The sequence below is a fragment of the Rothia sp. HMSC078H08 genome (genome assembly GCF_001808955.1).
Taxonomy (GTDB): Bacteria; Actinomycetota; Actinomycetes; order Actinomycetales; family Micrococcaceae; genus Rothia.
Genome location: NZ_KV795252.1, coordinates 33088 through 45987 on the forward strand (window position 1 = coordinate 33088; position 12900 = coordinate 45987).

Genomic DNA, 12900 nt, shown 5'->3' on the forward strand with positions numbered 1-12900 from the left:
CATGACGAATTCTCTGCAGGACCTTATCGACGCATCGATCTTTATCTCCACCGAGTACCAGGCTCGACTCGCTGAGCTCGTGGGTACCTCCGAGTGGAACGTGGATTTCACCTCCCAGTCTCTGGATTTTGAGACCACTCCCCCGCTTTCGCTCAAGCCGCACCTGCTGGGCACCGAATCCGAGAACCGCGGTACTTGGATTTGGTCTTGGCAGCAGCTGGGCTACTTCCCCGACTCCGTTGTTTCCGCCGCTATTCAGGCGCGCGAAACCGGTGAGCGTGACGGCCTGGCCGAACTGACCACCGACGAGCTGCCCCTCTCCGAGTCCCTGGCACGCCGCCTGACCCTGGCGACCAAAACCATCAGTGGCCTGTACGCACACTACCCGCTACCCGCGGGCGCTGGCGTGCGCGCATGGACCCTGCTGGAGGGTGCTGAGCTGACCCTCGAGGCACCGACCTACAAGGGTATTGGCCGCGTCATTGCTAAGACCCTGCAGAGCGAAGAGGTACACAACCAGGTTCTGGCGGTGGACTCCTACGCTCAGCAGCGTGGCTTCCACATTGCTTGGGACACCGAGGCAACCGCCGTTCTGACCGCAACCGACGGTGCCCTGCGCCTGTGGTTCGACGAGGGCCGCATCAGCGGCATCGAGCAGGCTGAACCTCAGGTTGGCCCCGAGGTACTGGAGCAGTGCGCAGCCGCTGCCGCACAGCGTCGCGAATCCCTCGCGGCACTGCGCGCCGAGATTGAGCGCGTGGCAGCCGCTGAAGCAGCCGCTCAGAACGCACAGCGCGAGCAGGAGGCAGCAGAACGCGCCGCCGCACGTGCCGAGGCTGAGGCTGAGCGCGCCGTCGAGATCGCCGAGCACGCACCGGTCGCAGAGACCGAGGTACCCGGCGTCGAGAGCACCGAGAACCTCTACCCCGCCGACGAAGCTCCCTTCGATCAGGAGCCGGCAGAGCACGCAGAGCCCGGCCTGGTCACCGTAGAGACCCTGCCCGGCGAGTACGAGGCAGAAGAGACCGAACAGGCTCGCGTCTACACCGACGAATCCATCGGCGCCGAGCAGCCCGAGTACGAGACCGTTGAGGCTTCCGCAGAGTACGCTGAGGAGCCGGTCGCCGCTGAGGCTGCAGCTGAGCAGCCCGTCGAGGTCGAGCAGGAAGCAGCAGAATACGAAGAGCAGCACGTGGAGCCCATCCGCAACGCTGGCGCAGCTCCCGACCTGCAGGCAGAGCACGAAGAGGCAGCCCGCCGCGAGCAGGAAGAAGCTGCACGCCGCGAGGCAGAGCAGCCCAAAAAGAAGGGCTTCTTCTCCCGCTTCTTCGGCCTCTAAACCGAATACGCAATATTCCTCAGGCGCGGTATCCTCGTGGTACCGCGCCTGTGGCGTGTCCCCAGCGGGTAGAGTAGCCTCAACGCACATCAATGCCCCCGCTGGCGCATCCCAAGGACTAGCATTAGAAGAACGTAACCGAAGAACTTAACTCAGAAGAAGAGACCATGTCAGAAACTCAGAAGCACACCACCCGCAACGGGTTCATCGCCATCATCGGCACCTACATTATTTGGGGTCTGCTCCCCCTGTATTTTGTATTGATGGCACCTGCAGGCCCTATTGAGATTGTCGTGGCGCGCGTGGTCTTCTCCCTCATCTTCTGCGCCCTGCTGCTGCCGATTTTAAGGGTAACTGCAGACTTCCGCCGCGCACTGCGGGACCGCCGCATCATGCTGGTGCTGACGGCAGCATCATTCCTCATCTGCGCAAACTGGCTCATCTACGTGATTGCGACGACCAGCGGCCACACCATTGACGTATCCCTGGGCTATTTCATTAACCCGCTGGTCTCCGTGGTGTTGGGTGTCATCTTCCTGCATGAGCGTCTACGCCCGGCGCAGTGGGTATCCGTGGCGATTTCCTGTATTGCGATGCTGATGATGAGCCTCATCTACGGCCAGGTGCCGTGGACGGGTCTGGGCGTGGCGTTCTCCTTCGGCATCTACGGTCTGCTGAAGGCGCGCATCGCCCACGATGTCAGCCCCATTATTTCACTGTCTCTAGAGACTTTCATCCTGGCGCCCTTCGGCGTTGCCGCCCTCTTGATGCTGAACGCGCAGGGACAGATGACTCTCTTCAGTGAGGGTCCCGGACACTTCTGGCTTCTCGCCTCCACCGGCGTGGTCACCGTTGTGCCGCTCATGCTCTTTGCCGCGGCGACCAAGGTTCTTCCGCTGTCGGTCATCGGCATGGTGCAGTACCTGGGCCCGACCATCCAGTTTGTTCTGGCACTGACCGTTCTGCACGAGCAGATGGGCGCCGATAAGGTGCTGGGTCTGAGCCTCATCTGGGTCGCTCTCATCATCTTCACCGTGGATGCGTTGCGTGCCTCCCGCGCCTACCGCGCCTCCGCTCTGTCCGACCCGGAAACCGGTATGATCCCGCTCGTGCAGGCTGAAGACGTACAGAGCAAGTAGCTCTCACCAAATCCGCATAAAGCACAGTCCCGCACAAAACACAGTGATGCCCCGCAGGCTAACGCCTGCGGGGCATCACTTTATATCGCGTTCACACTCTAAAGCTCAGAATCCTGAGCTTCAGCAGCAGCATCGAGAGCATCCAAATCCGGATGACGGTGCAGGTTCAGCAGAGCCAAACCCAGGCCACCCCAAATAATCAGGATTGCCACAATGAGCATCACAATTGCGGAGAAAGACATGAGGGCTCCTAACGGGTAATGGTCGAATCAACGTGGCCGTGCTCCACCTGACCGGCAATCACCGGAGGCGCCGGAGGCTCTTCAGCCGCACGAGACTTCTTCGACCAGGGCAAGAGAGAAACAACAATTGCGCCAACCAGCAGGAGTGCGCTCATACCCCAACCGAAAATAGCCAGCATATCTGCCGGGTAACCCTCATAGGGGGTTACCACAAGCTTAATAACGCTCTGAATCAGGGAGTAGCCCAGAACCAGCGGGGTCACGACAGCCAGCAGAATCATCCAGATCTTGCCAGCCTTGATGGAGGAGTAGCGGTTCAGGTGCTCAGCCAGAGCCGGCAGTGCACGCACCACGTAGGAGACCACGATGATAGCGCACAGGCCAGCAGCCAGAATACCGAAGAGGTTCACGAAGTTATCGAGAATATCCAGCACGTACAGACCGGTGGTAGTCGGCATCAGCAACAGCGAAATCAGAGCCATCGGAACAATCACCAGAATGGTAGATGCCAGACGGGACGTCGCGAACTTATCCTGAATACCAGCGATAATCACCTCAAGAATCGAAATGAGGGAGGTGAAACCAGCAAAGAGCAGGGAGCCAAAGAAGAGGATACCGATCAGCACGCCGCCGGGAGCCTGAGAAATAATGGTCGGGAACGCAATGAACGCCAGGCCAATACCGCTGGTTGCAACCTCGCTCACCTGGGTGCCAGCAGCCTGAGCCATAAAGCCCAGAGCAGCGAACACACCGATACCCGCCAGAAGCTCAAAACCGGAGTTCGCGAAACCAACCACAGCACCGGAACCGGTCAGGTCAGTCTTAGGCTTCAGGTAGGAGGAGTAGGTAATCATAATACCGAAGCCAATGGACAGGGAGTAGAAAATCTGACCGTAGGCAGCAACCCACACATCCGGGTTAGCCAGGGAGTCCCAGCTAGGGGTGAACAGAGCATTCAGACCATCGGCCGCACCGGGCAGGGTCAGCGAGTAAATCACCAGACCAACAAACATGACCAGCAGCAGCGGGATAAAGATGATATTGGCTGCACCCACACCCTTCTGAACGCCCAGAGCCATCACAGCAAGCAGGACGCCCCACACGAGAACCATGGGGATCAGGACGTTCATGTTGAAGTCCAGGGAGACACCGGGGGTTTCTGCGACCTTCAGGAACTCGCCATTGAAGAACGCCTTCGGGTTATCGCCCCACTCATTGGTGAAGGAGAAAACCATGTAACGCAGCGACCACGCCACAATAGCGGCGTAGTAGATAGCAATCACGAAGTTAATACCCATGTGCCACCAGCCGATGAACTCGGTCTTACGGTTCAGACGGCGGAAAGCAAGCGGGGACGACGCACGCGCACGGTGACCGATAGCGTAGTCAAAGAAAAGGAAGGTCAGACCGGCGGTTAGCAGGGCGACAATGTAGGGAATCATGAAGGCGCCGCCGCCGTTATCAAATGCGATGTAGGGGAAACGCCAAATATTGCCCAGACCAACAGCAGAACCGATGGCGGCAAAGATAAAGACGCGACGGCTAGAGAAGCCTTCGCGCTTCGTGGGCGCCTTAGGGGTAGATGCTCCCATAGTTGTAAACCTCGAATGTGTGGGGACGCGGATGGTTGGTGCGAGAATAACCCGTCGGGGTGGTTGGGCTCTGCTCGCGTCCAGAAATAGTAAACGGCTCTCCAACACGGGTTGGGCGTGGGAGCCGTCAAGCGCCGGAGGGGTGGATGTGCACCTCGGACATGCCTATAAGGTTTACCTTAAAGGTAGGGGCCGGTCAAGGAGACCCCAGCATACGGAACTTTTCGGGAGGCAGGGGCTGCGCCCAGCTCTCCCAAAAACCGGCGCTGACTAGCCGTAACACAGAAAAACCCCGCCGAATCCGGGCAGATTCAGCGGGGGTTTTGAAGTATGAGACACCTGGAGTCATTAGACTCGGGTACACGCTACACGGCGAGTTTAGCCCTCGCGGTGAACCACAGCGTGAGCGAAGGACTCCAGCGCAGCCTTCGCGGTGGACTCGGGCAGCGGAGCAATCGCGGCGATTGCGCGGTCCGCCCAGTCGTAGGCGATCTGCCATGCTTCCTGGGTGACCGGGTGGGCGGCGAGCGCCTCCACGGCTGCATCCAGTGCCTCGTCGGAGCTGAGGTCGGCATCCAGCAGTGCACGAACCTTGATAGCAGATTCGTCGCCGGCAGCTACCGCACGGTCCAGCAGGATGGTCGGCAGAGTGGGCACACCCTCGCGCAGGTCGGTGCCGCGGGTCTTACCGCTGGTCTTGCCGTCGCTAACGATGTCGATCACGTCGTCAGCCAGCTGGAATGCCACGCCCACCAGCTCGCCGTACGCCTTGACCATGGAGATGACTTCCTCGGAGGCACCCGAAAGCAGGGAGCCGTACTCGCCGGCGGCGGCAATCAGGGAGCCGGTCTTGCCCTCAATGACGGCAATGTAGTGGTCGAGCAGGTCCTGACCCTCGCGGGGGCCGGTGGTTTCGAAGAGCTGGCCGAGCACCAGGCGCTCGAAGGTCTGGGACTGAATCTTCATGGGGCGGGTACCCAGCTCGGACACCAGCAGGGATGCTCGGGAGAAGATCAGGTCGCCGGTCAGAATTGCGACGGAGTTACCCCAAATCATCTGGGCACTGTCCACACCGCGGCGCTTGGGAGCATCATCCATGACGTCGTCGTGGTAGAGGGTTGCCAGGTGGGTCAGCTCAACGACCACGGCGGCTTCGATGACCTCATCGTTGATTTCGCCGTCGACTGCTGCCGAGAGCAGCGCCAGCAGGGGACGCACGCGCTTACCGCCCGCGGAGAGCAGGTGGCGGGATGCGACATCCGCCAGGTGATCGGTCTGGGCGATTGCTTCAGCCAGGCGCTCCTCAATACGCGCGAGGGAGGAGAGAATCTGCGGACCCAGCTTGGGGTCGGCGGCGATGAGTTCAAAGCCCGCGGGAAGCTTCAGGTCGAGGTCTCCCAGCAGGTCGGTTGCGGCAATGGGCTGCTCTGCGTTGCTCACGGTGTCTTCTATCTTCTTGGTGTTGGTGTCTTCGGTGGTGTGTGAACGCGGTGTCTATGCGTTGTGTGCTTCAGACTTGAAACCGCGGTGAATGGCGACGATGCCGCCGGTGAGGTTGCGGTACTGCACGGAGGTGAAGCCCGCCTCTTTGAATTTCTGCGCCAGTTCCTGCTGGTTGGGCCAGGTGATGATGGACTCGGCGAGGTATTCGTAGGATTCGGGGTTGGAGGAGATTGCGCGGGCAATCGGCGGGATTGCCTTCATGATGTAGTTCTTGTAGACCGCGCCGAAGGGGGCGAAGGTCGGGGTGGAGAACTCCAGGACGACGATGCGTCCGCCGGGCTTGAGTACGCGGTAAATTTCGCTCAGTGCCTTGGGGTAGTTGGCGACGTTGCGCAGACCGTAGGACATGGTCACTGCGTCGAAGGTTTCGTCGTCAAAGGGTAGGGCGGTGACGTCTGCCTGTACGAAGGTCATGTCGGGGCGGCGGCGGCGGCCCACATCCAGCATGCCTTCGGAGAGGTCTGCTGCGATGACGTCCACGCCGGCGTCGGCGAAGGGTTCGGAGGAGACTCCGGTGCCTGCGGCTACGTCCAGTACTTTCTGGCCGGGGTGCGCGTCTACGGCGGCGACTGCCTGCTTGCGCCAGTAGATGTGCTGGCCGAGGGAGAGGATGCCGTTCATGAGGTCGTAGCGTTCGGCTACGGTATCGAACATGGCGGCGATGTCGCTGGTTTTCTTGTCTAGGGTTGCGCGGGTTGCGCGGGTGTTCTTCTCTGCGTTCACGCTCTCAATTGTGGCATGGAGGTTACTAGATTCGATAGTTGGGTAAACCGTAGTAGTGTCGCGCGGTGCGTTAAGGTGCGTTCTGAAGTGGTTTTCGAGTCGCAAATTCGGGGTTTTATTCAGTTTTTGGGAGTGTGAATTATCCATATTCAGCAAAAATTTATGAATATTTATGTATATGCTTGCATTTTTTAACATAGGCGCGCACAATAGACCATAGATTTCATAGAGCACACCCCACACAGGAGCATCCCAATGAACACCGCATCCCTCAAGAAGGCATCCCTTAAGCCCCTCGCACTGCTGGCAGTGCTACCCCTGGCACTGACCGGCTGCGTCTCCACCGCCAACGAGAACTCAGACGCCAACGGCGAGGTCACCCTCGTCAAGTCCGGCACCCTCAGCGTCTGCACCAACACCCCCTACAAGCCCTTCGAATACGAAGAAAACGGCACCATCGTCGGCCTGGACGCAGACATCGCCAACGCTATCGCCTCCGACCTGGGTGTGAAGGCTCAGCTGACCTCCATCAGCTTCGAGGGCCTGGATTCCGGTACCGGCCTGGCCACTGGTCAGTGCGATATCGCCCTGGCGGGCATCGGCGTGACCGATGAACGTAAGAGCAAGATGGAATTCACCACCGTCTACTTCGACGACAACCTGGCAATCTTGGTCCCCAAGGGTTCCTCCATCACCTCCGCAGCAGATTTGAAGGGCGTGGCTGTTGGTGCCCAGCAGGCAACCAGTGGTGAAACCTACGCCAAGGAAAACGGCGCAGAGGTCATCCAGTACGAAGACACCTCCCTCATGTTCTCCGCTCTGAAGACCGGTCAGGTCAAGGCAGTCGCAGCGAACCTCTCCGTGGTTTCCGAGGCACTGACCAACGACCCGGACTCCTTCAAGATTGCCTACCAGGATTCCGAGAACACCGAGCAGATTGCCGCAGCAGTTTCCTCCAACAACAAGGCACTGCTGACCAAGGCAAACGCCACCATCGCCAAGCTCAAGGAAAACGGCGAACTCGACAAGATGAAGGCCAAGTGGGTTGGTGCCACTTCCTCCACCTCCGCGAGCGCCTCTTCCTCCGCTTCCTAAGCATCTAGCCGGTTAGCCTCTCCCCCAATTCAGGAGTACCCTTATTACTTTTGGGTTGGGGGATTCTCCGGCCTCTACCCTTGTGAGCGTATAAAACGCTCTTGACCGAACAGCACACGGATAAGAAAGCGCATGTCCTCTAAACTCTCACCCCGTCAGAAGCAGAAGCTCTTCCGCTACGCACAGTACGCCCTTCTGGCAGTTATCGCTCTGGCAACCATTCTTTTGGCTGACTGGAAGACCCTCAGCCAGCAGGTATTCAACCTGGACGTTGCGGCTGCCCAGTTCCCCGACGTCATCACCGTGGCGTTGAAGAACACCCTGCTGTACACCACCTTGGGCTTCATCGTGGGCCTCTCCGGCGGTCTGCTGCTGGCGCTCATGCGTATTTCCTCTATCGCTCCCTACCGTTGGATTGCGACCCTGTACGTGGAGCTTTTCCGCGGCATCCCGGCGCTGCTGGTCTTCTTCGCGTTCGGTTACGGTATTCCCCTGGCGTTCAAGATCCGCTTCGTGGATAACCTGATTCCGGTGACCCTGTCCCTGGGTATGGTTTCGGCTGCTTACATTAGTGAGGTTCTGCGTGCGGGCCTGCAGGCGATCCCGAAGGGCCAGATGGAGGCGGCACGCTCCCTGGGTATGTCCCACACTCGCGCGATGATTTCGATCATTATTCCTCAGGCGTTCCGCGTTGTTCTGCCCCCGCTGACCAACGAGGTTATCCTGCTGACCAAGGACTCCTCCCTAGTGTACCTGCTGGGTGTGACGGTTTCTCAGTACGAGCTGGCGAAGTTCGGCCGTGAGGGCCTGACCGCCGCTAACGCGGGCCTGACTCCCCTGGTGGTTGCGGGTCTGTGCTACCTGATTATCACTGTTCCGCTGGGCCAGCTCTCCGCATACTTTGAGCGCCGCACCCAGCTTGCGGGCCGCAAGTAAGCGCAACGACAGATACGGATTACGGAAGATACTATGACTGTTTCAACTTCATCCATGGCCGCCTCCTCGGTGCGCATTTCTAACCTGCACAAGTCCTACGGCAAGGTTCAGGTTCTCAAGGGCATTGACATGCAGGTCGAGCCGGGCGAGGTCGTGTGCCTCATCGGCCCTTCGGGTTCCGGTAAGTCCACCCTGCTGCGTTGCGTGAACCTGCTAGAGGAGCCGAACGACGGCACCATCATGGTGGGCGATACCGAGGTCACCGACCCGGACGTAGACATTAACCGCGTGCGTACCCACATGGGTATGGTGTTCCAGCAGTTCAACCTGTTCGGTCACCTGAACATCCTGGATAACTGCACGATTGCTCAGATTAAGGTTCTGGGCCGTTCCAAGGCTGAGGCGGAGGCGGTTGCCCTCGAACAGCTCGCCAAGGTTGGTCTGGAGGGCAAGGAAGACCGCTTCCCGGCTCAGCTGTCCGGTGGTCAGCAGCAGCGTGTGGCTATTGCGCGTGCGCTGTCCATGAACCCGGACCTGATGCTCTTCGATGAGCCGACCAGTGCGCTCGACCCGGAGATGGTCGGCGAGGTTCTGAGCATTATGCGCAACCTTGCTGACGAGGGCATGACCATGATCGTGGTGACCCACGAGATGGCGTTCGCCCGCGAGGTCGCCGATAAGGTCGTCTTCATGGCCGATGGCGTGGTCGTGGAGGAGGGTCCCGCCGATCAGGTGATTGGCAACCCCCAGCACGAACGTACTCAGGCTTTCTTGGCGCGCGTGCTCGATCCGACCCACGCCGTAGTAGACTAGTACTAGCTCTTGAAAAACGTAGCGGGCGGTGCTGTACGAAACATTCTGTTTCGCGCAGCACCGCCCGCTTTTTAATGCTCTAGGTCGCGGCTATTTCGGTTCTAGAAGATACGGCGCGCCACCTTGTCAAAGAGACGGTCCGGCAGCACGGTATGCAGGAACACGGAGGGCTTAGCCCCGAAACCCACCAGGTAGCGGGTCTTGGGGCGGCGCGCCTCCAGGGCTCGCAGAATAGCGTTAGAGATAACCTTGGGCTCTGAGAGGTTGGAGGAGGGCGAGTAGAGCCTACGCATATTTGCCGCAACCCGCTGCGCCTGAGCCGCGTAGACACCGTTTTGGGAGGACTCCTCGAGGTGGTCTGCCGCGATGAGTCCCCAGGGGGTTTTGATGCCGCCGGGCTCGATAATGACCACGTCAATACCGAACTCTTCAACTTCCATGCGCAGTGCATCGCTGAACGCTTCGAGGGCGTACTTGGTGGCGTGGTACCAGGATCCGAGGGGCATCGTAATACGCCCCGCCATTGAGGAGATGTTCAGGATGCGCCCACTGCCCCGTGCGCGCATATGCGGCAACACCAGCTGGGTGAGGCGCGCGAGGCCAAAGAGGTTCACCTCGAACTGGCGGCGCACCTCGTCGATGGGGACATCTTCAATGGCGCCGTAGGATCCGTAGCCTGCATTGTTGATGAGCACGTCAATGCGACCTTCTGCGTCAATAATCTGCTGTACGGCGGCTTCCATGGATGCTTCATCGGTAACGTCCAGGCTCAGCGCTTTCACGCCCTCGGAGGCGAGCTCTTCAATCTTCTCAACGCGGCGGGCGGCACCGTAGACGGTGTAGCCGTAGCGCACCAGTAGCGGCGCCACGTCGTAGCCGATACCCGAGCTGGCGCCGGTGAGAAGAACGACGGGGCGTTGCAGGGACTTGGGCATTGCGTATCCTTTCGGGTTGCTCCCTGTGAGGTTAGCGGGAGTGTACTTCTCAGAGTACGCCCGCGCGGGGGTGTACGAGCGTGCAGGAAGCTCAGGGCGTAGCCTGAGGGTATTCTCACCGGCATATGTGAGGGCAGAAGGACAGAGAAAAAGCTCGCCGCGGCATCCTGTGCAGATGCGGCGGCGAGCTAATGTTTTGAGGTCGGGGGTTTTGGGGTCAGGGGTTTTGGGGTCGGGGATTAGACCTCTTCAACGTCAATATTGACCTTGGGTTCGGGGTGCGATTCACCGGTCAGCATGGTCACCAGCAGGGTGGAGTCCTTCACGGCGCGCAGGGAGTGCAACAGCTTGGCGGTCACGTGAATCGGCTTGCCGGGCACCAGGGTAATATCGCGGTCCTTCACATGGAAAATCACCTCGCCCTTGAGCACCTGCACGAAGATGGGGTGCACGCTGTGGTGCTCGTGCCAGGACTGGCCTGCAGCCAGTTCCATGAGGGTCAGGTTGCCGCCGTCGGCATCAACGATCTTGCGGGCCTGGGGCTTATCTTCAAAGGGGGTCAGCGCTTCGGTGAGCTGGGGGAATACGAGGACGCGGCCTTCATGGGTACCTGCCATGGTACGCACCTTTCTCTTCAGGGGTGAGTGAAAGGGGGTGCGCAACCCCCTCCCTAATATTGGTATTAAAAATACTAAATTTCTTATATTGTATTCCCCTCCCCGCGCCGGGACAATGCCTCAGCTCACACCGAGCTGAAACACCCCGAGCAGGGAGGGGAACAACGTCTACTGATAACTCCACACCTTCGAATAGGCGGAGCGATTACTATTACGCGGACGCAACAGGTTCACCATCAACGCCGTCGTACCAAAGCTCACCGCAATAATCATGCAGGTCGCTGCGGTAAAAGCACCGCCGGGAATCGGGGCAAAAATCGCAATCAGATACAGGATCACCGCGCAGAACGACAGGAACAGCGTCGCAATCGTCATCAACGGCACCAGCACCAAACCACCACGCGCCGGCACCGCAAAATCTGCCGGACGCACATAACGCAACACACCCATACCCACAACCGTCCAGATGGCGGTGACCAGAATAGCGGTCACCACATCCGCCGGGCGATGCCAACCGTTAATAATCGTGGAGGCACCCGTCAGGCAGGTCGCCACCGCCGCGCAGAGAGCCACCGTGGGCCGCAAGAAACGAGGCGCCGCCAAAAAGAGCGCCGCGCCAGCCGCCGCCGCAAAGGTCGTGTGGCCGCTGGGGGCCGAGTTGCTCAGCGCCTCCTGAACACCCAGGTCGGGCTTCACGATCAGGTAGTGCTTGAGCAGGTACGTACTCGTCACCGCCGCAGCACCGGCCAGCACACCAATCAGCGAGGGCAGGAACCGGTGCTTCCAAATCAGCACCGCAACCAGACCCAGCACCGCAATCACACCAACAATCGTGGGCAAAGAATCCAGCGCAGTCAGGGTCGGACCGCGGTAACTCTTGAACTGGTTCGCGTACTCGGTGTACGCCTGCTCATCAACCTGCTGGCCGGTCGCCGTGTAAATGAAGAACACAAACGCGCCGTAGAGAGACAGGCCCAAGAACAGCAACGCCATCACGTGACGCATCAAAATACCGGTACTCGGAAGATGGTGCCCCTGCTCTTCGCCGGGACGATTCACCGGGCGGCCCGAAGCATCCACGGGAACCTGACCGGTCTGAACATACGCACCGTTCGGGTAGGCGGCGGCAGGATACGCCTCGGGAGGATAAGCCACCGGCTGCGGAGGTGCCTGCGGCGGCACACGCTGGGGAAGCGGCTGCTGGGCGCTTATCTGTTCAGCACCCATCTGAGGAGCGCCCATGTGTCCAGCACCCATATTGGCGTTCAGCGGGAAACCGCTCACCGGAGGCTTCGGCGGATCGAGGCGGCGCGTAGCCTGCATCGGCTCATCCGCGCTGTAGTTCCCCTGAGAGGCGCGTTCCTGCGGCGAGGGAATCGTCTCAGGAATCTTAATGGGGGCACGGTAAACGCGCGGCAAAGGACGGGTCGCACCAATAACCTCTGAGGTGTCGGGGTGCGAAGAAATAACTTCGGTATTCGCCGATTCAGCGTTCACGAAACCCGCGTTTACGGAACCCACGTTTGCAGAACCTACAGGCGCAGCTTCGTGAGCCGGCGACGAACCGTAATCCGTCAAAACTTTCGTACGGTCATCACTGTGCGCAGCGGCATGGGTAGCCGTTTCGTGGGAGGCGAGCACCTGGGTAGCGTCCTGATAATCAGAAAGCACCGCAGTCGGGTCCTGATAATCGGAGAGAACCGCAGTCTCATCAGAGGAAAACACCGTAGTCGGCGCGTTATCGGCAGCGGCTGCACGCACGTCATCGGGGTGAAGCACACTGGTAGCGTCGAGGTTTTCGGAGCTCTCCCAACCGGAGTTTCCCGAACCTGATGTATTCGCTTGCGGTGTCTTCTTCATAACCCTTCGTACCTTCTCGCCCTCATGTCTGTTAGCCATACCCGAGCCCGCCGATGCCAGCCCCTCAAAACAGTAGCCCCCAAGCTGCCGTTTTATGCGAAGCACC

12 protein-coding genes are annotated in these 12900 nt (G+C 59.7%); 5 read left to right on the forward strand and 7 right to left on the reverse strand.

The genetic code is table 11. The features are described 5' to 3' along the window. The first annotated feature begins 1 nt into the window (after position 1). Positions 2-1339 (forward strand): DUF6882 domain-containing protein, encoded by a 1338-nt coding sequence (locus HMPREF2528_RS02695; RefSeq protein WP_070542192.1) that lies wholly within the window; start codon positions 2-4, stop codon positions 1337-1339. A 167-nt stretch (positions 1340-1506) separates the two neighbouring features. Next, positions 1507-2478: an EamA family transporter RarD gene (gene rarD / locus HMPREF2528_RS02700; protein WP_070542196.1), complete on the forward strand. Its 972-nt coding sequence runs from the start codon at positions 1507-1509 to the stop codon at positions 2476-2478. Between the two features lie 98 nt (positions 2479-2576). Here rarD and HMPREF2528_RS09005 read toward each other — a convergent pair whose 3' ends face one another. From HMPREF2528_RS09005 to HMPREF2528_RS02715, 4 genes are all read right to left on the reverse strand, one after another. After that, a complete protein-coding gene (locus tag HMPREF2528_RS09005) occupies positions 2577-2720 on the reverse strand; it encodes a methionine/alanine import family NSS transporter small subunit (RefSeq protein ID WP_012902977.1) in 144 nt (47 codons plus the stop codon). 8 nt (positions 2721-2728) lie between these two features. Beyond that, complete coding sequence (locus HMPREF2528_RS02705; protein ID WP_070507021.1) at positions 2729-4312, reverse strand: sodium-dependent transporter; 1584 nt, start codon at positions 4310-4312, stop codon at positions 2729-2731. A gap of 378 nt (positions 4313-4690) precedes the next feature. Then, positions 4691-5752: a polyprenyl synthetase family protein gene (locus HMPREF2528_RS02710; protein ID WP_070542199.1), complete on the reverse strand. Its 1062-nt coding sequence runs from the start codon at positions 5750-5752 to the stop codon at positions 4691-4693. 54 nt (positions 5753-5806) lie between these two features. Beyond that, a complete protein-coding gene (locus HMPREF2528_RS02715; protein WP_070542202.1) occupies positions 5807-6538 on the reverse strand; it encodes a demethylmenaquinone methyltransferase in 732 nt (243 codons plus the stop codon). Between the two features lie 255 nt (positions 6539-6793). Here HMPREF2528_RS02715 and HMPREF2528_RS02720 point away from each other — a divergent pair, with 255 nt between their 5' ends. From HMPREF2528_RS02720 to HMPREF2528_RS02730, 3 genes are all read left to right on the forward strand, one after another. Further along, entirely contained in the window at positions 6794-7633 is an 840-nt protein-coding gene (locus HMPREF2528_RS02720; protein ID WP_070542205.1) for an ABC transporter substrate-binding protein, read from the forward strand. A 132-nt stretch (positions 7634-7765) separates the two neighbouring features. Beyond that, positions 7766-8569 carry an amino acid ABC transporter permease gene (locus tag HMPREF2528_RS02725; RefSeq protein WP_070542208.1) on the forward strand — a complete coding sequence of 268 codons (804 nt, stop codon included), beginning with the start codon at positions 7766-7768 and terminating at the stop codon, positions 8567-8569. A 33-nt stretch (positions 8570-8602) separates the two neighbouring features. Next, positions 8603-9382, forward strand: coding sequence for an amino acid ABC transporter ATP-binding protein (locus tag HMPREF2528_RS02730; RefSeq protein WP_070542211.1), 780 nt, complete (start codon positions 8603-8605; stop codon positions 9380-9382). Positions 9383-9483: 101 nt separating this feature from the next. Here HMPREF2528_RS02730 and HMPREF2528_RS02735 read toward each other — a convergent pair whose 3' ends face one another. From HMPREF2528_RS02735 to HMPREF2528_RS02745, 3 genes are all read right to left on the reverse strand, one after another. Then, on the reverse strand, positions 9484-10317 hold the full coding sequence (locus tag HMPREF2528_RS02735) for an oxidoreductase (protein ID WP_070542214.1): 834 nt from the start codon (positions 10315-10317) through the stop codon (positions 9484-9486). 239 nt (positions 10318-10556) lie between these two features. Continuing rightward, positions 10557-10934 carry a cupin domain-containing protein gene (locus HMPREF2528_RS02740; RefSeq protein WP_049327511.1) on the reverse strand — a complete coding sequence of 126 codons (378 nt, stop codon included), beginning with the start codon at positions 10932-10934 and terminating at the stop codon, positions 10557-10559. Between the two features lie 168 nt (positions 10935-11102). Beyond that, complete coding sequence (locus tag HMPREF2528_RS02745) at positions 11103-12794, reverse strand: phosphatase PAP2 family protein (RefSeq protein ID WP_070542217.1); 1692 nt, start codon at positions 12792-12794, stop codon at positions 11103-11105. Positions 12795-12900 lie beyond the last annotated feature (106 nt).